This is a genomic window from Haladaptatus sp. CMAA 1909, from assembly GCF_043952005.1.
Lineage (GTDB): Archaea > Halobacteriota > Halobacteria > Halobacteriales > Haladaptataceae > Haladaptatus.
Genome location: NZ_JBIOAV010000001.1, coordinates 2,693,221 through 2,712,184 on the forward strand (window position 1 = coordinate 2,693,221; position 18,964 = coordinate 2,712,184).

Genomic DNA, 18,964 nt, shown 5'->3' on the forward strand with positions numbered 1-18,964 from the left:
GCTCCCATCGATTCCACTTCCTGTCCGTAAAATGACAGATATTCGCCAATTTCTTCGACGGGGAATCCCCCTGATGCAAAAGTTGAAGGAATTCCTGTCGAATCGGGATGTAAGAGAATGGACAACGAACAACAACTGCCGGTCGGTCATCTCGTCGCCGACGACACCGAAGTGGCGATTCCCGTCGTCGAAATCCTGACGGGGCGTGGCTTCGTCACCGGAAAATCGGGAAGCGGGAAGTCGAACACGGCGTCGGTCGTTGTCGAACAACTGCTGGACGCCGGCTATCCGGTCGCCATCATCGACGCGGACGGCGAGTACTACGGCCTGAAGGAGGAGTACGAACTCCTCCACGTCGGCGCCGATGAGGAGTGTGACATTCAAGTCGGCTCGGAACACGCCGAGAAGGTCGCCTCATTGGCGCTCGAACAGAACGTGCCCATCATCCTCGACGTGTCGGGGTTTTTGGACGACGACGAGGCCGACGCGCTCATCCGCGAGACGGCGCGTCACCTGTTCGCCAAGGAGAAGAAGCTGAAAAAGCCGTTTCTGCTCGTGGTCGAGGAGTGTCACGAGTACATCCCGGAGGGCGGCGGCATGGGCGAGACGGGCAAGATGCTCATCAAGGTGGGCAAGCGGGGGCGGAAACACGGCCTCGGAATCATGGGAATCAGCCAGCGACCCGCCGACGTGAAAAAGGACTTCATCACGCAGGCGAACTGGCTGGTCTGGCATCGACTGACGTGGGAGAACGACACGAAGGTCGTCAGTCGAATCGTCGGAAACGAGTACGGTGAGGAGGTTCCGAACCTGAACGCCGGGGAGGCCTTCGTGCAGACGGACTGGACCGACGGTGGAATTCGGCGCGTGCAGTTCGATCGGAAGCGGACGTTCGACGCGGGGGCGACGCCGGGGTTGGACGACTTCGAGCGCCCGGAACTCAAATCCGTCAGCGACGCGCTGATGGAGGATTTGGAGGGAATTACGGAGCTACAGGAACAGGAACACGACCGCGTCGCCGAACTCGAAAGCCGACTGGAGCGCAAACAGGAGCGGATCGCCGATTTGGAGAACGAACTACAGACGGCGCGGGACGTGTCCAACGCCGCGCGCAAGATGGCGAACGCGCTCGCCCACGGCGACCTCGGCGGCCCCGAGGAGTTCGAGGAACGACTCCGCGAGAAGAACGAGCGCATCCGGGAACTCGGAGAGCGCGTCGAGGAACTGGAGAACGAGCAGACGGAACTCCGCTCGTTCGAGGAGTGGAACGGCGGGATGGGGGACGTCGAGGAGGACGCTCGGAGCGAGTTCGAATCGGTCGAACCGACGGAATCGGTCGAACCGGACGAATCCACCGAATCGGTGAAATCGGACGAGTCGGATGACTCGTCCGACCCGGTCGAGCGTCCCGCTCCGAGCGATGCGGGCGAGCGGACCACGTCCGCCGACGAACGACACGAAACCGCAGCAGAAACCTCGACCGGGACGCGAAGGCGCTGGGGGGCGAACGTTTCGAGCCCCGAGAGCAGGAAGAGCCCGGACGACAAGGGTTCCATCGAAGCGTATCAGCGGAAACTCAAGGAACGCGGGCGGAAACTGGGAAGCGCCGTCTCGAACGACTCGGTTCCCGACACCTCCTCGCTCACGGAGCTGGCGAACGCGGAACCCGTGGCGGTGCGCATCGAGGCCGCGCGACGGGAGTCGCTGTGCAACGAGAAACACACGTGGGACGTGGTCGAGGCGCTCGCGACGGGAGGACCGATGACCGTCCACGAAATCGCGGCCGCGGTGACGGCGTCCGTCGAACAGATCCAGAGCCTTCTCGCGGAACTACGGAATCGGTCACTCGTCACGCGGAACGATGCACGTCAGTACGCCCTCGACAGGGAGGAGATGATTTCGGTCATCACCGACCCCGACGAGCGGGCACATCACAGCGAACTCCACTCTCAGTGGCGCGACTAACGCCACTCCTCGTCTATTCCGGCGTCCTCTTCCACGTCCACGAGACCACGCGGTTGCCACTCGCCGTCCGCCCGGCAACGGGCGATGAGCGCGATGCCGACGGAAAGGAAGACGGCGACGAAGAGGGCATAAACGAGCAAAAACACGCCGAGCGTCATTGTCGTCCGTACGTGCCGCAAAGTCCTCGGTCTTTCGGCGTCACTCCTCGGTTTCCGAGGGGTCGTAGAGGAACCGGAATGCACCGGCGACCATCAACCCGGCACCGAGTACCATCGCGGCGTAATCGATGGCCGACTCCTCGCCGAGGAGTCCCGGGAACGCCATAAACGCGAGCCAGCAGACGCCCAAGATGGGAAGCACGAGGGCCATGAGACGTCGTTTGTGGGTTTCCTTCGTCGTTTCGTCGTTCATTTGTTGAGCCACGCGTAATCAGCCTGTGTCGGGCTCACGGCCTGAATGCTTATATGTTTCTGTTAATTCGGGAAGTTTTTATTGCATCTTTCAGTATTTGGTGCTATTGTTCGAAAATATCAGACAATTGGGACAGTAATCTGTGAGACATGTCTCAGTGAGCGTGGTTTCTCGGTCGCTCGAAACGGGGAGGGCCGAAAGTGGGGGCCGAAGGGACGGAAGCGAAACAGGGGAAGGGGGAAGTAAGCGAAGTAGGCGAAGGGATACAGAAGAAGAGCGGAGAGGAAAAGAAAGGAGACAGCCCCCGTGAACGACCCGGCGAAGCCCACGAATGGGGACTCGAGGTGGACAACTCCTCGGATGGACGAATACCACGTACCAATCTGCCACGCACCATGCGTACGAACCGTACAATGCGCGACCCTTGAAGGTTGCTATTCTAGTTCAATGTATCTGTGGTGTTTTAAATACTACCTTGCTTCGCCCACGGTAGCGCGCTGACCGGAGTTGGGACGGACTGCATCGAGATGCTTCTGTAGCCAGAGTTCGACCGTCGTGATGGACGAAATCGTCTTCAGGTGGTCCGCGTGCCCGTCGAGATGTTCGTGCTGGAGGGTACGAACGCCGTTCGAATCGAAGACGTCGCGGTCACAGGCGGCATCCAACAGTCCGTTCACGAACGACCGCATCGTCGGGTCGTTCCGGTACCAGCGACCCATCAGGCACGTGTCCGGTCCGACGAAGCGCTTTTTGAGGTTGTCGGCGACGAATCCGGCCGTGTGGAGCGCGAGTGGCGACATCGGCGGCCGCTTCGTCCGATTGTAGGGAACCGTCGCGGACGGCCCGCCGACCCGTCGCGCGACTTCGAGTTTGAGCGGCGCGACGGCCGTGGGAATTCGACCACGGGTTCCGGGAAGGGACCCGATTCGATAGCGCTGGAAGGGCATCCGGGCGACGTGGTCCATGAACTCGCCGTCGGCGAAGGGCACGCGGGTCCCCGCCTGACTGCGATACAGCCGATTCGAGCGGAAGTGAGAGTCGGCGAACAGTTGCCAGAGCGCGTCTAGCGTGCGGTGTTCCCGACGATGTTGTGTACTGTCCTCGACCACGCGACCCACGGATTGGACGGGTGAGATATCCGAAGAGAGGAGCCTCCGAACGTCGTCGGGCGAAATCTGTCCCTTCTGGGCGACCAGCGCGTCCACCGACGACATGTCTGTCAGATACGAGCGGTAAAGTACGTCGCCGAAGAACTCGCCCTGACTGCTGCCTTCGAACAGCACGTCCACCTCTCCCGACACGTCGTTCAGGACCGGCGGGAGGTTGACGAAGAATCCCCACTGTAACATCCCGTCCATGATGTCCACCCCGCGTTCGACGGTTTCGACGAACTCGCTCGCAGAGTAGCCACAGAACTGGTTGGGAAGGGAGAGCGATTCCGCGACGCGTTCCGCACCCGTGCGGTCCTCCTGCGTCGCGGAATTGTCGTAGGTGAACGTCCGAAAGGTTCCGATTTCGTCCTTTAGCGCGGAGGCGAGCGTTCTGCTGTCGAGTCCCCCGGAGAGCCACACCCCCGCTCGTCCGTCGATGGTGTCCGCGGCGTTCTTGACGACGCGTCGATACCGACGCACGGCCTCGTCGACGTATCCGTCCGTCGGGTCGATGCCGAAATCCGGTTCCCAGTACCGACGCGTTTCGACGTTGCCTCCCTCGTAGCGGAGATACGTTGCTGGTCGGAGCGAGCGAACGTCGCTCACCAACGTTTTGTGACCGAACACGTAGCCCATGAACAGCATGTCGCTCACCGCCCGTTCGTCCACTCGCGGGTCGTGTAGTTGCGTGACGAGCGACGAGAGTTTGCTGCCGAACAGGAATCCATTGACGGTCGAGTAGTAACACGGCCGCGTACCGAGTTTGTCGGTCGCGACGACGGTAGCGGAGCGGTCGGCGGCGACGAGCAGGAACGGGCCGCTGAGTTTCGGAAGCGTGCCGTCGGGGTCCGAAAGCACCCGCTCGAAGAGTTCGTCGTTCGACCATCCCAGTTCCGCGCGGTTCGAGATCACGCCGTGAAGCACGCCGACGCGTCGTCCGTCGTGCCACGTCGTCCATCCGTTCGGGTCTCGGTCGCCGTGGTGAACGAGTCCGATTCGACGGTCCCCAACGGATCGTTCGACCGTTCCGTACCATTCCTCGTCGTCCATCGTGTCGAGCATCTCACCGAGCGCTCGACTGCTGACAGTACCACCGGTTACGCCGGGCATGGCAGAGACGTTCACGAGAGCCTATATTGTTATGAGACGCCTTCGACGGACGTAGGACTATCATGCGGGAAATCGTAGGGTCCGAAAAATCGAGGTTGGTTAGGACTACTTCGACCGCGGCGACGGCTAGTTCGTCGCGTCCTGTGCGATCACGAGGTCGAACATCTCGTCGGCCGGTTCGTCGTCGGGCGTCAAGTATCCCTCCGCGAATCCGGTGTACGCGTTGCCGCATTCGACTTCCACGTCGAACGTGGCGACCGGGTCGCACCCGTCGCCCTCGGCGGGCCAGACTTCGAGGGTGTAGCTACCCGCAGGCACTTCCACGTAGTCGCTCGCTTCACCGAAAGCCACGTCGCTGAACAGCGTCTTCTTCCCGTCCATGACCGTTACGGTCACTGCCGGAGCGTCGGGTGCGGCGTGTGCGAGCCGAACCGCCGCCATCTCGTCGCCCGGTGACGCATCGTCGCCGAGTACCCACGGAACGAACTCCGTATCGTCGTCGGTTAGTTCACCGATTGCGGCGACCGTGTAGGCCATCGCATCGAGCGTGAGGTCGCCTTCGAAGGCGACCGTATCGGGGTCGCCTGCCGCCGTAATCGTCACCGTTCGAGTTCCGGTCGGAACGTCGAGATAGTCGCTCACCGCCATGAACGGTACGTCGGAGAGGACTTTCGAGCCGTCCACCCAAACGTCCACGTTGGGTGCATCCGGCGACGCGTGAGCGACTCGCACCATCGCCATGCTCGACTCCTCGTCCGCCGCGTTCGCCGCGTTCGAATCACTCGTTCCGCTGGAATCGCCGTCGGCTCCAACGACAGCAGCCACACCGCTACCACCCAGCATCGCCACGATTCCGGCACTTCCGAACGTTTGTATCGTCTTCCGTCGGGTTGTTTGCATCGTATCTCCCCGTTTCACAGATTGGGGGATATTAATAAAGCAGAGATACCCAACTAGTATGGTTATCTCGAATCGTCGCCGAAGAATTCGGCACAGAGTTTCCGCTCCGCCGCGCGGAGGTGTTCGTGGAACGTCGAACGTGAGATGCGCATCGACTCGGCGAGTTCCTCCCCCGTCACCGGTCGCGGCCAGTCGAAAAAGCCGCTAACGTAGGCCTTCTGGAGCGAGGTCAACTGCCGCTCCGTGAGGGTGCCGGTGAGGCTCTCGATGAAGTCCTGTTTGGTCTTCGCGGGGCGCTCGTGGTGGCGATAGGCCAGGAGTTCCGTGCCGGCGTACGACTCCTTCAGGCGCTCGATGAGGCTACGAACGTCGGCGTCCTGCGGGAACTCGACGAGGACGCGGGCCTCGTCGGGCGTCGCCGTGATGTCCTGCGTCTTGCCGCCGTAGTCGGACATCGTGGAGACGAGCGTCCCCGGCGGAAGGACGAACTCGAACACCGTTTCGTCGTCCTGTTCCGCGACCACTCGCACGTCGAGCACGTCGTCCCGTTCCGCGACGATTTCCAGTACGTCCTCGGCGGAGTCACAGCGCATGGAGAAGAACGAGACGACCGACCCGTCGTCCCGGTTGGTCGACTGGAGGTAGGTGATTTCCGCATCGGTGCGCTCCGCGATGTCGACGAAGAAGAGGTCGGAACTCCGAAAGGAGAACTCGGCTTCGACCACGCTATCGGCGATGAGGATTCGGCGCGTCTCGCGGGCGTTGACGGCGCTTCCGATGGCCCGGGCGAGCGAGCGAAGGACGACCCGTTCCCGCTCGTCGAACGCGTCGGCTTTCGTCGCACAGATGGCCAACACGCCGTACTCCGTGTCGTGATACGACAGCGGGACGGCAGCGACCGCGGAGCAGTCCTCGACGTCGAGGGTATCCGTCCGTAACTCGCCGGTTTCCAGCGCCTCGGTGACGATGGGGTGGTCGGGTTGGGGGTCACAATCCCCGGCGACGGTTCGCACATCCACCCCGTCGGTTCGAACGTTATGCTCGCCGATCCACGCGAAGTTGTAGGGTTCGACCTGCGTCACTTGCGTGCAGACCGCCGTCTCGATGGCCTCACGGGTGGGCGCTTCCACCACCGCGCTCGTGACGTCGCCGAGAAGTCCCTCGATTCGTTCGAGGAGGTGTTCGAGTTCGGTGGCCCGCCGGTGGGCGGCCCGTTCGGCACGTTTTCGCTCCGAGATGTCCATCTGGAACCCGACGAAGTGGGTGACGGTTCCCGTCTCGTCCCGGATCGGCGCGATGTCAACGCTGTTCCAAAACTCGGACCCGTCCTTGCGATAGTTCACCAGTTCGACCGAAACCGGCACCTCGTCCTCGATGGCGCGGCGCATCGTCGCCACCGCCTTGGGGTCCGATTTCTCCCCCTGTAGGAACCGGCAGTTGTGGCCTCGGACCTCCTCGGCCTCGTATCCGGTCAGCTCCTCGAACGCCTCGTTTACGTACAGGAGGGGTTGGTTGTCCGGTTTCGCGTCGGCGATGGTGATGCCGACTGGAGCTTCGTTGATCGCGCGCTCCTTCAGGTCGAGTTCGGCGACGACGTCCTCCGTGGCGGTGGTATCCGATTCGCGGAACAGGACCGTCACGCCGTCCGAACCGGGGTGAACGGTGCCCTCGTGCCGGGTGCCGATGGTAACGAAAAACGACTCGGTGCGGTCGGTTCGTCGTGCGGTCTCGCAGCGGTCGAGGATGGTTTCACCGACCTCGGTCGGGAGCGCCGTCGGCAACCGCTCGTCGATACCGACGCCGAGGAGTTCGCGGGCCGGGTCGTTCAGGTAGGAAACCCGCCAGTCGGAGTCCAGCGCGAGGAGTGGGGTAGAGAGTCGGGAGAGCGCCTGACTCGCCCCCACGCGCGCCTCGTCAGGAATGTCCATACCCACCCTAGGGGCCGACGGAAAATAGTAGTTCAGTTATCGGCGACGGGTCGGGTGCTCGCGGCGAGGCGTGAGTTCGGGCGATCCGATCGGACGGCTGGTAGTTTTCGATGGAGATCGCACCGTATAGAAGTGAAAACGCCTCTCGGTCCGCTCGTGCTTCCAATTTTTCTGCCCGAAACTACTCCCCCGGTCGCTCGCTCATCAATCCCTGCGTCAAGATGGTTATCACGGTGTCTTTGAAGGAGGAGTAGCCCCATCCGTATTCGTCGTAGGCTTCCTTCTGGGCCGCTATCAGTTCGAGTACGGACAGTAACTGGAAAATCACTTCCGGACGCAGATCGTTTATCAATCCGTCGGAATTCGCTTGAATATCCTCGACGATGGGCGAGACGCGCACTATGATATCGCTTTTCACTTCGTCCACGTCCACGTGGTTCATCGACCGGAGGGTGTTTTGTGGTTCCCGATGACTCCGTACCAGCAGGTCCCGCTTCTCGAACTCCGTCGCCCACGTCCGGAAGAGGCGTTCGAGTTTCCGTTCGGGATCCGTAATCCCTTCCACTTCGGATTCGATCGCGTCGATCACCTCGTCCTGTTCCCGAAGGAGGACTCTGGTGTACATCTCCGTTTTGCTGTCGAAGAACCGATAAAACGTGCTCTCGGCGATGCCGACCGGTTCCGTGATGTCCTCGACCGTCGTCTTCTGGAACCCGTACAACGTGAATAGCTGCTGTGCTGAATCGACTAGTGCGCTCTCTATCTCGTCCCTCTCCTCGTCGCTGAAACCGGGCATACGTGAACGAGCAGAGAGTACCAGTTCATGAGCCAAATATTCATCGCTCATCACCTCATGAGCGAAAAATCTAAATGCTTATGGGCTCATCGAACGGGTATGAGTCCGTCTCGGGGCGTCCGACGAGCACTCGGGGAAGGGTCGAACGAAGTCGGCATCGGGCTTCCGTCCGACGAGCGGGAAATCCGACGGGCGAGGCGGCAACGACCGAAACGGAGTCCCCGCAACGGGGAGGGCTTCGGATGAGGGTAATCGAGGTCGCAGACCTTCAGTACCGATACGGGGGAAGCGAAACCCCCGCGTTACGAGGGGTGGACTTCGACATCGAGGAGGGGGAGATATTCGGGTTTCTGGGTCCGAGCGGTGCCGGGAAAACAACGACGCAGAAGATTCTCATCGGTCTCCTCGACGATTACGAGGGACGAGCGACGGTTCTCGACCGGGAGGTGAGGGAGTGGGGTCCGGATCTGTACCGGCGAATCGGCGTCTCGGCCGAGACGCCGAACCTCTATCACAAACTGACCGGGCGTGAGAACCTCGAACTGTTCGCGTCCTTGTACGGCGGGGCGAAGCGGAATCCCATCGAACTCCTCGACCGGGTCGGAATCGCCGACGCGGTGGACAGGCGAGTCGGTGCCTACTCGAAGGGGATGCGGATGCGGTTGAACTTCGTCCGAGCACTCGTTCACGACCCTGAACTGGTGTTTCTCGACGAACCGACCGGCGGCATCGACCCCACGAACGCACGTGCGGTACGAACGGTCATCGAGGAACTCCGCGAGAGCGGAAAAACGGTGTTTCTCACCACCCACGATATGACCGTCGCGGACGAATTGTGCGACCGTGTCGCCTTTATCGTCGACGGACGCCTCTCGGTGATCGATACGCCACGGGCGCTGAAACTCTCTCACGGCGAAGAGTCGGTGCGGGTGGAGTATCGAAACGACGAGGTGCTCGACTCGGCCGAGTTCTCCACGACCGACCTCGGGACGAACGAAGCGTTCCAGGCCCTGCTGGCGCGGAACCGGGTCGAAACCATCCACACCGAGGAGGCGACGCTTGAAGACGTGTTCATCGACGTGACGGGGGAGACGCTCACGTGATGGCTACCCGCGCGGACACCCGTCTCGAAGCGTCGAATTCGGAGCGGGTATCGTGACCGCACTTCGGTCGATGCTCCCCTGGGATACGCGGTTGCAGGTCAGATACGGGATATACTCCGTCTACGCCGTTCTCACCGTCCTCTTCGTTCTGGGGGTCCGTTTGACCGACCTGAGTCTGCGAACGGACGTCGCCGTGCTGGTCATCGCTCTCGATCCGACCGCGCTCGGTTTTTACTTCATCGCCGCGTTGGTCCTGTTCGAGAAACGGGAGGGCGTGGTGGAAGCGCTCGTCGTATCGCCGCTCAGTGATCGCGGGTATTTGGCGTCGAAGGCGATCACCCTCTCGTTCCTCGCCACGCTCGTTTCGACCCTCGTCGCCGTCCTCGGGCACGGTGCCACGCCCCGCATCGTCATTTTGGTCGTGGGCGTCGCACTGTCGGCATCCCTCTTCGTGTCGATCGGTTTCGTCGCGATCGCTCGGTTCGATTCGATCAACGAATACTTTCTCACCGCCGTCTTCTGGGGCGGAATACTGTTCGTTCCGCCGCTGGTCGGGTACGTCGGGTTGGTGGAGAGTCCGCTCCTCTACCTGTTCCCGACGCAGGCGACGCTCCTCGTCATCGAGGCCGGATTCCATCCGATATCGTCGTTGAACCTCCTCTACGGCTTCGGATATTTGGTAGCTGGAAACGTCGTTGCCTACATCCTGGCCCGCCGTGCGTTTCGGAAACACATCGTTCGCGGCGGTGATCCAGGCAGGCAGTTAGGGCGGAGAGACGTCTCACGGAAGGGGAAGAGGGATGACGAGCGGATGCCCTTTTCACGCTCGCCGTGGATGGCGATGGTTCGAGGCGATATCAGAAACTGGGTTCGAGATCCGATGCTCGCGATCGCGGCCGTCGGTCCGCTCGCGATGGTTCTGGTCCTCAGACTGACCCTTCCGTCCGTGACGTCGATGCTTTCCCCGACGGTCGACCTACGGCCGTACTATCCCGTCAGCGCGGGAACGATCGCGGTGTTCGGACCGGCGATATACGGGTTTATCGTCGGGATGTTCGTATTGGAGGACCGGGACGAAGGCGTTCTCGATGCGTACAAAACGAGTCCGTTATCGGCACGCGGGTATTTCGTTTACCGCTGCGTGACGGCGTATTGCTTCAGTTTCGGTACGACGCTGCCTGCCGTCGCACTGATCGGCCTCGTGCCCGCCTCGCCGTCGGTCATCGTCGGAACGACTGCCGTCAGTTCGCTCGGCGCACCAGCCTTCGCGTTCGCCTTGGGAGCGCTGGCGTCGAACAGCATCGAGGGAATCGCGATCAGCAAGTTCGGAAACATCGTCTTCATCGGGCCAGCGTTCGTCATCGCGCTGGTCCCCGAACCGCACCAGTTCGTCGTCGGAGTGTTTCCCGCGTATTGGGCGATCAAAACGTTCGTGGTAGGGGTGTCCGGCGATTCGTCATGGGTTCTGTACCTCGGCATCGGCGTCGTCGTTAACGCGATGGCCATCGCCCTCTTTGGCTGGTGGTTCGCCGAACGGACGCGGTGAGCGGACCGACCGATTTCGTCGGAACTATCGAACGGTCCCGATTCGACGCTTCGCGCCCCCTTTTCACCTTTTTGTCCCTTCCGCCACGACGTTTTTTACTTCGGGAACCGTGCGTCGATGTATGCCCAACACCGTGTCCCTCAGCGACGACGATATCAAGCGGATCGTCTCGATACTGCGGGAGTATCGGATGCAGACGGGGGAAGACGTTTCGGATCTCGTCGAGACGTTCGAAGAACACGAGCGGCGGCCGGAACACGAGTATACGACCGACCTCGACGGGGTCGAGGAGTAAGACGAAATCGAACGCACGTCGTTCAGACGAGCGTCGTCGGGCGCTTCGAGAGGTAATCGAACACCGCGCCGAGCGAAAAACCGTAGGCGAGGTGGGAAAGCAGGGTCAACGCCAGATACAGCGCGAGGAAAACTCCGGCGTACCCGTCGTAGAACGCGAGGACGAACCCCGTCCAGAGGACGAATCCGTACGGGAGGCCCCTCGCCGCGTACGTTTCTCCCGGCAGGTACGACCCGATGGAGACGAACAGGAGCGGCCACGTCACCATCCCGCCGCCGAGAAAGATGACGTATCCGACCGCCGCCGGGTTCGAGGGGAGGAGTACGCCGGCACCCGTGACCCGTGCTAACACGGAGAAGGAATCGAGGTCGAACGCCCCGAGCGTCGTTCCGACCAGCAATACGGCCGTCATGACGGCGGTGCCGACGAGTCCGCCGACGGCCCCGATGAACCCGTCGGTGACGATTCCGGAGAGACTGTCGAAGTCCGGTTCCGCGACTTCCTCGCCGACCTCCACCTCGACGGGCGGTTGTGTGTCATTATCAACCATGAGTGATGGTAGCAGTTGCAACAGCAAAAATCGTTCTTCCCTCGGGTATCCGATAGTTCCGACGTCGAAGGTCGAAGAAAAACGGCCGTTCACTCGACGATGTTCGCGCGCAGTTCGGGGAGCAGGTCGGTCACGTCCCCGCGAACGTCGAAGGTCGCGGTCGGACTGAACGGCGTCTCGTCGAAGTTGATGACGGCGGTCATCGCCCCCTCGCGGTCGGCGGTTCGCGGAAGCGACGCTGCGGGTTCGACCGTCAGCGACGACCCGATGGCGAGGAACACGTCCGCTCGCCGCGCGTGGCGTCGGGCACGGTGGAGCGTCCCCTCGTCCAACCGCTCGCCGAACAACACCACGTCGGGTTTGAGGACGCCGTCACAGTCCGTACAACGGGGTGGCAGTTCCCCGGACTCGATTCGGCGGCGGACGGGCGCGGCGTCGGTTTCCCGCCCGCACTCGTCACAGACGACTCGGTGCGCGTTGCCGTGCAGTTCGACGATTTCCGGGACGGCCGAATCGCCACGCTGAGCATTCGAGGCGTCCGCGTGGAGGCCGTCCGTGTTCTGGGTGATGATTGCGTCCAACTGCCCGGAAGCGGCGAGTTCGGCGAGTGCGCGATGGGCGGCGTTCGGTCCGACATCGCCGCCGAACATCGCCTCGTACAGTTCGAGACGGTCGGCCCAGAACGCCGCGGGGTCGCTACGGAATCGGCGATAGTAGAACTCCTCCTGGTCGAACCGATTCCAGAGTCCCGAATCGCTCCGGAAGTCGGGGATGCCCGATGCGGTACTCATCCCCGCGCCCGTGAAGGCGACGACGGATTCCGCGTCACGAATGCGCTCCGCGAGTCGGGCGATGTCGTTCATGCCCCGAAATCAGTGATGGTGGATTTGTATAGTTGTGGAAATCAGCCCGCGGGTACCCGTCAGTCCCAACGAATCGAAAGAACCGTGACGGAATCCTGTCCTGACCGAATCACGTCATTCCGCCTGCCATCCTCTTTAAGGTTCCCCCGGGTTTCTCTGCAAGCATGACCCGAATCGTCGTCGGAACGGACAGCGCCGAAACGAGCGAGAAGATTTGCGACTACCTCCGATCACGCCTCGACGGGGAGGACGAAGTACACGTACTGAACTCGCTCCACGGCGGTAACGACGAGGAGATGGTTGCGGACGGACAGCAAGCGCTCTCCGTGTTTCGAGAACGACTCGGCGGGGAGTTCGACGTCGAGACAGTGCAGAACACCGACGCGAGCGACCCCGCCCACGACATCCTCACCGCCGCGGACGAGTTGGATGCGGACGAAATCGCCATCGGGCTGACCCAGAAACGGAGCCCCGCCCAGAAGGTGTTGTTCGGGAGCAACACACAATCGGTCCTCATGCAAACCCGTCACCCCGTCGTCGGCGTGCCGCTTCGGAAATCCAAATAAAACCTCGGCGTCCGTTTTCACCGACTGGGAACGGCCCAGTCGGTTAAGGCACGTCCGTCCTAACGTCGTATTACGAGCCGCATTGCATCGTAAAATCACGACCGACTGCGACCGATATTTGGTAGAGACACAATGAATCTGCTCGGAGAAGCCGCTGCCGGTGTGGGGCTAGGACTCGCGCTGGTGGCGATCGCGCTCTTGCTCGCTCGCTCGCTCAACATGGAAGACGCTATCGAACCGAAGCGAACCCCGAAAACCGACGGTGGATACGTCAGCGGCTTTCCGACCGGATACGGTAAGCCGACCGGCATCATCCGATGGTTGACGACCGTCGACCACAAGGACATCGGACTCCTCTATCTCCTGCTCGGGAGCGTCGCGTTCTTCTGGGGTGGAATGGACGCGATGATGATACGGACGGAGTTGTTCACCCCGAGCGTCGATGTGTGGAACTCCACGACCTACAACGGCCTGTTCACCATGCACGGCCTGACGATGCTGTTCTTTTTCGCCACGCCCGTCATCTTCGGGTTCGCGAACTACTTCCTGCCCCTCCTCATCGGCGCGGACGACATGGCGTTCCCGCGCATCAACGCCATCGCATTCTGGCTCCTTCCGGCGGCGTTCCTGTTGGTCCGGTTCGGCCTCGTCTCCGACATCTTCGGCCACGTCATCCAACCGGTTCTCGGGAACGCGGCCGCACAGGCCTTCTTTACGCTCGAACCGCCGACCACCGGGTGGACCATGTACACACCGCTGTCGCGACAGCAGGGGAACCCGATGATAAACGTGATGCTCCTCGGGTTACACCTCTCCGGACTCAGCACCACGATGGGGGCGGTCAACATCATCGTGACCACGTTCACGCTGAAGGACGTGGAGTGGGCTGAACTCGACATCTTCTCGTGGACGCTCCTGACGCAGGCGGGCCTCGTGTTGTTCGCCTTCCCGCTCCTCGGGAGCGCCATCCTGATGCTCCTGTTCGACCGCGTGTTCGGGACGACGTTCTTCGCGCTGAACGGCGGCGGGCCGCTCCTCTGGCAGAACCTCTTTTGGTTCTTCGGCCACCCCGAGGTGTACATCCTCGTCCTGCCGCCGATGGGGCTGATAAGCCTCATCATTCCCCGGTTCTCGGGGCGGAAGCTGTTCGGGTTCAAGTTCGTCGTCTATTCGACGCTGGCCATCGGCGTGCTCTCGTTCGGCGTCTGGGCCCACCACATGTTCACCACCGGAATGGACCCGCGCCTCAGGGCGAGTTTCATGGCGGTGTCGCTGGCCATCGCCGTTCCGAGCGCCGTCAAGGTCTTCAACTGGATTTCGACGATGTGGAACGGGAACATACGCCTGACCGCACCCATGCTCTTCTGCGTGGGATCGATTGCGACGTTCATCATCGGCGGCGTGACGGGCGTCTTCCTCGCGTCGATTCCGGTGGACCTCGTGCTCCACGACACCTACTACGTCGTCGGCCATTTCCACCTCATCATCATGGGGCTGATTCCGTTCGCCATATTCGCGGCGGTGTACTTCTGGTTCCCAATCTTCACTGGGCGGATGTACAACGAGTTCCTCGCGAAGGTCCACTTCTGGCTCACCTTCATCGGCGTCATGCTGACGTTCAACACGTTCATCGTCCTCGGAATGGTGGGCCTACCGCGCCGCTATGCGAGTTACCCGCCGCAGTTCGCGTTCCTCCAGCAGGTCGCCACCGTGGGCGCGTTCATCATCGCGCTCGGCACGCTCGTCTGGGTGTGGAACATGCTCCAGTCCTATCGAAACGGACCCGTCGTCACCGACGCGGACGTGTGGAACTTGAAGGAGCACGGCTTCTTCTCACGCGAGTGGCAGTGGTTCGAGGAACGGTTGGAGTGATTCTCGGCGCGTTTTTATCTTGTGAATCGACCGTAAAAGACGCCTAACGAGTAGCCGTATGCGAGGTGGGCGAGCAGGCTGAAGACGATGTAGAGGAAGAAGAACGCCCCCTCCAGATGGAGTCCCGTGGAACCCAAGCCGAGGAACGCGAACCACAGCAGGAGGGCGAACAGGATGCCTCGAACGCCGATGTCGTCCGCGCCGGGGATGACCGCGAACCGGTCCTCTATCGCCGCGAACACCAGCGGCCAGACGACGACGCCGGCGAAGACGAAGACCGCGAACCCGAAATACGGCTTTCCAGGCATTCCGACGAACTTCGCGATCGCGGCCGGGACGCCCAGATTGAAGTCCGTTTCCGCTTCGGAAACGAGAAAGATGAACAGCATGACGGCGGTGCTGACGATACCCGCCTTGAGCGTCCGAATCCCCTCCACGACGGCGGGAGGTAGGCCGGAGTCGTCCTCGAATCCCGCGACTTCCTGTGACATACTAACGGGCATGAGCGGAAGCGATTTATATGTACTCCCTGTCTGCCGCCGGAGAAAATCGTTTCGAGGAGAATCCGCCGAACGGACGGGCCACGTGGTCCGCCAAATCACGTGGTTCGCCAAAAGACGTTACCCGATGGGCGGCACACCTTCCGACGTGACAATCGAGAACGAGAGCGACACGTTCGACATCGGCGGCGAACTGACGGTCAACCGACTCGGCTACGGCGCGATGCGCCTCACCGGCGAGGACATCATCGGCCCCCCGGACGACGAGGAGGAAGCACGACGCGTCCTGCACGAAGTCGTGTCGACCGGCACGAACTTCATCGACACCGCGGACTCCTACGGCCCGGCGGTGAGCGAGCGACTCATCGGTGAAGCGCTCCATCCCTACCCCTCGGACCTCGTCGTCGCCACGAAGGGCGGTCTCTGGCGCGACAGCCGGGACGGGTCGTGGCCAAAATGCGGCGAACCGGGCTACATCAGGAACGCCATCCTCGGTAGCCTCGACCGACTCAAAGTCGATACCATCGACCTGTACCAGTACCACCGGCCGGATCCGGACGTCCCGTTCGAGGACGCCGTGAACACGTTCGCGGAACTCAAAGACGAGGGCAAGATCCGACACGTCGGCCTGAGCAACGTCTCGGTCGAACAGTTGGAGGAGGCCCGCGACATCGTAGACGTCGCTACGGTACAGAACCAGTACAACGTCGGCAACCGCGAACACGAGGACGTGCTCGAAGCCTGCGAGGAGTACGACATCGGCTTCATCCCGTGGTTCCCGCTCGGCGCGGGCGATCTCGGCGACAAGGGGGACGTGGTGGACCAAATCGCCGAAGACCACGACGCCTCCGACCGACAGATAGCCTTGGCGTGGTTGCTTCATCATTCGCCGGTCACGCTGCCGATTCCGGGCACGTCGAGCGTGGACCACCTGCACGACAACGTCGCGGCGTCGCACGTCGACCTCTCCTCCGACGAGATGGAACGTCTCGATTAGGCGAAAATCAGGCCGAGAGCCCGCGAACGTTCTGCTGAAGTCGAATCGTCGCGGTGAGCATGAACGCGCCGATCATCACCACGAAGACGCTTTCGACGCTTCCCACGAGCACCGACTCGACGCCGACGACGACGCCGAGGTCGGCGAGGCCCAGGAGGCCCGAACAGACCAGAACCGGAAGCAAGTGGCGGCGTAACGTGTCGATGGACGTTCCCTGTGCGAGCGATTCGAGTCGGTCGGCGAAGACGATGCCGTAGACGGCGAAGGAGATGCTTCCGAGGCCTTTGACGAACGAGACGACGGAGCCGTGACCGAGGACCAGGACGACGAGGAGTTCGAACAGGATGGCGCAGACGAACCCGAGTTCGATCCGGCGCAGTCGCGACAGCGGAATCCGCCGTTCGTCAACTGGTGGGGCCAACGTGCTGTTGTAGTACAGTTCGCGCATCGCGAACGCGAGGAAGACGGTGCAGAACAGAAACGCCGCGTGGGCGAGCGCGAGGAGCCATCGGCCCGTCGAAAGCACACCCGCCATCCCGAGGACGCCGTACAGAGCCCCCGCAACGCCGATGGCGACGAGGTAGAACCAGAACGGTCGTTGGGACTCCATCCGATTCAGTTGCAGGTTACGGAACGCGTAGAAGCCGAAGATTCCGGCCGAGACGGCGAGGAGACCCGAACCGACGAACCGCACGACGCCCCCGCTTGCGTCGGCGCCGACCTGTGCGAGTGAGATGACCATCTGCGTGCACCGAGATGAGCGCGCAGTTATTTAATATATTCGACCCATCAGTTCCGGATACTGTGTCTCGATGACTCGTTCGAGAGCGACCCGGAGGTCCTCGATCGTTTCGTATCGGTCCGACTTGCGCTTCGCCATCGCGCGCCGGAGGCAGTCGTCGATTTCGGGTGGCACATCGGAATTCACATCGGACGGCGTCGGCGGGGCGTCCGTCGTCACCTGTTTTACGACGAAGTGCGAGTCACCGACGAACGGCGTACTGCCGGTGAAGAGGGTGTACAAAACAGCACCGAGACCGTACACGTCGGTCGAGTGGTCGATGCCGCCGAACGATTCGGGTTCCAGATGCTCGGGTGCGGCATAGCCCGGCGGCACGGGCGACAGTCGGGCGTCGGCCATCACCTCGGCGAATCCCCAATCGCCGACCTTCGGAACGGGCCACGTCGAACCGAAGGTCCTCGTGAACCGAACCGCGGGGGGACAGAGGCCGCCGTGAATCACACCGAGTGCGTGGGCGTGTGAAACCGTTCTGACGAGGCCGTGTGCGAACCAGAGCGAGGGTTCCAACCCGGCAACCACGTGGTCGTCCAACGTCCCACCACCCGTGAACTCCGTCGCGACCCACGGCGGGGCGCTTCCGCGCGCCCGAACCGTCAGCACGTGGTCGTGGTCGTGGATGACCTCCCACCGGTCGATGGCGTCGAAGAACGAATCGATAATCGACTGCGTTCGATGGTCGGGACGGAGGGTAAACAGCGTCGTCATGGCGTGCTGTTCGCGGGTGGTCGCGGCCCGCGCGTGGTGTGCGACCACGAGCGGCGAGCGTCCGGCGGGACGCAACGTCTCGAAATCGCCGTACTCGACCGGAAGCGGTTGCGGCGATTCGATGTCTTCGGGGGACGGCGGACCGGTTCCGGAGCGGAAAGCGTCTCCCGATTCCGATCGAGTCGTCGATACATCCTCGCCTTCCGAGGCCCGTTCGATACGGACGGTTCCCGTTTCCGGCCCGCCCCGTCCCGACTGCACGACGTTCGCTCCGACGGGGAACACCGCCGCCGTTTCCGGGTCGGAAACGCTGATGACGACCGGTTGGCCGTCCAGCGTCGCCCCCGAAAGCGCATTGGAGATGTGTCGAATCGCCTCCGTCGCGTACCGTCGAACGGTTCCGCTCCCCTCGTCTCGAAGCGAAAAAAGCGAACCGAACACCGGTTCCGCGGACCGAGGATACGTTTCTGCCACGCCAGCCACGGTCACGACGGCGTTTTCGCGCACCAACGGGTCGCCGTCTTCGACCAACTCGGGGACGTGTTTCATCGCCGGTTTGGCGTCGGTGGGATTCGATTGTGCGACTTCCGCGAGCGCCCATGTCGCGCCGCGTCGCACCCACTGGTCGTCGTGGGTGATGGCCTGTGTCAGGTCCGGGACGGGAACCCGTTCCGGCGCGTTGGCGGCCACCTCCGCGAGCGCCCACGCCGCGCTCGCGCGTCGCTTCGGGTCGTCGGCGTCGAGCGACACGAGGAGGTCCGAAACGTCCCGTACCGAGTAGACGTTCGCACGCTCTCCGTCCTCGTATCGCCGTACATCGCGCTCCTCGGAGTCGAACCGTCCCATAATTCAACCTTCGTACCTATCGAAGAGCCGATATACAATAATCGTTGTGTGTCCCCCG

At 62.1% G+C, this 18,964-nt stretch carries 19 protein-coding genes; 8 read left to right on the forward strand and 11 right to left on the reverse strand.

The features are described 5' to 3' along the window. The first annotated feature begins 117 nt into the window (after positions 1-117). On the forward strand, positions 118-1,965 hold the full coding sequence (locus tag ACGYLY_RS14680) for a helicase HerA domain-containing protein (RefSeq protein ID WP_395280818.1): 1,848 nt from the start codon (positions 118-120) through the stop codon (positions 1,963-1,965). Here ACGYLY_RS14680 and ACGYLY_RS14685 read toward each other — a convergent pair. From ACGYLY_RS14685 to ACGYLY_RS14710, 6 genes are all read right to left on the reverse strand, one after another. After that, positions 1,962-2,123, reverse strand: coding sequence for a hypothetical protein (locus ACGYLY_RS14685; RefSeq protein WP_395280816.1), 162 nt, complete (start codon positions 2,121-2,123; stop codon positions 1,962-1,964). The genes ACGYLY_RS14680 and ACGYLY_RS14685 overlap by 4 nt on opposite strands. A gap of 40 nt (positions 2,124-2,163) precedes the next feature. Further along, positions 2,164-2,376 carry a hypothetical protein gene (locus ACGYLY_RS14690; protein WP_395280814.1) on the reverse strand — a complete coding sequence of 71 codons (213 nt, stop codon included), beginning with the start codon at positions 2,374-2,376 and terminating at the stop codon, positions 2,164-2,166. A gap of 470 nt (positions 2,377-2,846) precedes the next feature. Then, positions 2,847-4,637, reverse strand: coding sequence for an asparagine synthase-related protein (locus ACGYLY_RS14695; RefSeq protein ID WP_395280812.1), 1,791 nt, complete (start codon positions 4,635-4,637; stop codon positions 2,847-2,849). 126 nt (positions 4,638-4,763) lie between these two features. Then, on the reverse strand, positions 4,764-5,537 hold the full coding sequence (locus tag ACGYLY_RS14700; protein WP_395280811.1) for a DUF4397 domain-containing protein: 774 nt from the start codon (positions 5,535-5,537) through the stop codon (positions 4,764-4,766). A 62-nt stretch (positions 5,538-5,599) separates the two neighbouring features. Further along, positions 5,600-7,465: a bacterio-opsin activator domain-containing protein gene (locus ACGYLY_RS14705; protein ID WP_395280810.1), complete on the reverse strand. Its 1,866-nt coding sequence runs from the start codon at positions 7,463-7,465 to the stop codon at positions 5,600-5,602. A gap of 181 nt (positions 7,466-7,646) precedes the next feature. Beyond that, positions 7,647-8,261 carry a TetR/AcrR family transcriptional regulator gene (locus ACGYLY_RS14710; RefSeq protein WP_395280808.1) on the reverse strand — a complete coding sequence of 205 codons (615 nt, stop codon included), beginning with the start codon at positions 8,259-8,261 and terminating at the stop codon, positions 7,647-7,649. 99 nt (positions 8,262-8,360) lie between these two features. Between ACGYLY_RS14710 and ACGYLY_RS14715 the strand changes: the two genes are divergently transcribed. The 4 genes from ACGYLY_RS14715 (at position 8,361) to ACGYLY_RS14730 (ending at position 11,205) form a co-directional block, all read left to right on the forward strand. After that, positions 8,361-8,507 carry a hypothetical protein gene (locus ACGYLY_RS14715; RefSeq protein ID WP_395280807.1) on the forward strand — a complete coding sequence of 49 codons (147 nt, stop codon included), beginning with the start codon at positions 8,361-8,363 and terminating at the stop codon, positions 8,505-8,507. Then, positions 8,504-9,364 carry an ABC transporter ATP-binding protein gene (locus tag ACGYLY_RS14720; RefSeq protein ID WP_395291156.1) on the forward strand — a complete coding sequence of 287 codons (861 nt, stop codon included), beginning with the start codon at positions 8,504-8,506 and terminating at the stop codon, positions 9,362-9,364. Before ACGYLY_RS14715 ends, ACGYLY_RS14720 begins: the two co-directional genes overlap by 4 nt. 52 nt (positions 9,365-9,416) lie before the next feature. Next, a complete protein-coding gene (locus tag ACGYLY_RS14725) occupies positions 9,417-10,910 on the forward strand; it encodes an ABC transporter (RefSeq protein ID WP_395291157.1) in 1,494 nt (497 codons plus the stop codon). Between the two features lie 121 nt (positions 10,911-11,031). Then, the gene (locus tag ACGYLY_RS14730) at positions 11,032-11,205 is read left to right on the forward strand and encodes a hypothetical protein (RefSeq protein ID WP_231187058.1); all 174 of its coding nucleotides are present in this window, start codon (positions 11,032-11,034) and stop codon (positions 11,203-11,205) included. Between the two features lie 22 nt (positions 11,206-11,227). On the opposite strand, the gene ACGYLY_RS14735 is transcribed toward ACGYLY_RS14730, so the two are convergent. Together ACGYLY_RS14735 and ACGYLY_RS14740 are read right to left on the reverse strand one after the other, a co-directional pair. Next, entirely contained in the window at positions 11,228-11,755 is a 528-nt protein-coding gene (locus tag ACGYLY_RS14735; protein WP_395291158.1) for a DUF6789 family protein, read from the reverse strand. 89 nt (positions 11,756-11,844) lie between these two features. Next, positions 11,845-12,618 carry an SIR2 family NAD-dependent protein deacylase gene (locus ACGYLY_RS14740; RefSeq protein ID WP_395291159.1) on the reverse strand — a complete coding sequence of 258 codons (774 nt, stop codon included), beginning with the start codon at positions 12,616-12,618 and terminating at the stop codon, positions 11,845-11,847. A 164-nt stretch (positions 12,619-12,782) separates the two neighbouring features. On the opposite strand from ACGYLY_RS14740, the gene ACGYLY_RS14745 reads away from it, so the two are divergent. Together ACGYLY_RS14745 and ACGYLY_RS14750 are read left to right on the forward strand one after the other, a co-directional pair. After that, entirely contained in the window at positions 12,783-13,184 is a 402-nt protein-coding gene (locus tag ACGYLY_RS14745; protein ID WP_395291160.1) for a universal stress protein, read from the forward strand. A gap of 132 nt (positions 13,185-13,316) precedes the next feature. Next, positions 13,317-15,056: a cbb3-type cytochrome c oxidase subunit I gene (locus tag ACGYLY_RS14750; protein ID WP_395291161.1), complete on the forward strand. Its 1,740-nt coding sequence runs from the start codon at positions 13,317-13,319 to the stop codon at positions 15,054-15,056. 14 nt (positions 15,057-15,070) lie between these two features. On the opposite strand, the gene ACGYLY_RS14755 is transcribed toward ACGYLY_RS14750, so the two are convergent. Next, positions 15,071-15,547 (reverse strand): DUF6789 family protein, encoded by a 477-nt coding sequence (locus tag ACGYLY_RS14755; RefSeq protein ID WP_395291162.1) that lies wholly within the window; start codon positions 15,545-15,547, stop codon positions 15,071-15,073. 157 nt (positions 15,548-15,704) lie between these two features. Here ACGYLY_RS14755 and ACGYLY_RS14760 point away from each other — a divergent pair, with 157 nt between their 5' ends. Next, the gene (locus ACGYLY_RS14760; RefSeq protein WP_395291163.1) at positions 15,705-16,553 is read left to right on the forward strand and encodes an aldo/keto reductase; all 849 of its coding nucleotides are present in this window, start codon (positions 15,705-15,707) and stop codon (positions 16,551-16,553) included. Between the two features lie 7 nt (positions 16,554-16,560). On the opposite strand, the gene ACGYLY_RS14765 is transcribed toward ACGYLY_RS14760, so the two are convergent. Further along, positions 16,561-17,295: a hypothetical protein gene (locus ACGYLY_RS14765; protein ID WP_395291164.1), complete on the reverse strand. Its 735-nt coding sequence runs from the start codon at positions 17,293-17,295 to the stop codon at positions 16,561-16,563. Between the two features lie 30 nt (positions 17,296-17,325). Beyond that, positions 17,326-18,906, reverse strand: coding sequence for a HEAT repeat domain-containing protein (locus ACGYLY_RS14770; protein ID WP_395291165.1), 1,581 nt, complete (start codon positions 18,904-18,906; stop codon positions 17,326-17,328). Positions 18,907-18,964 lie beyond the last annotated feature (58 nt).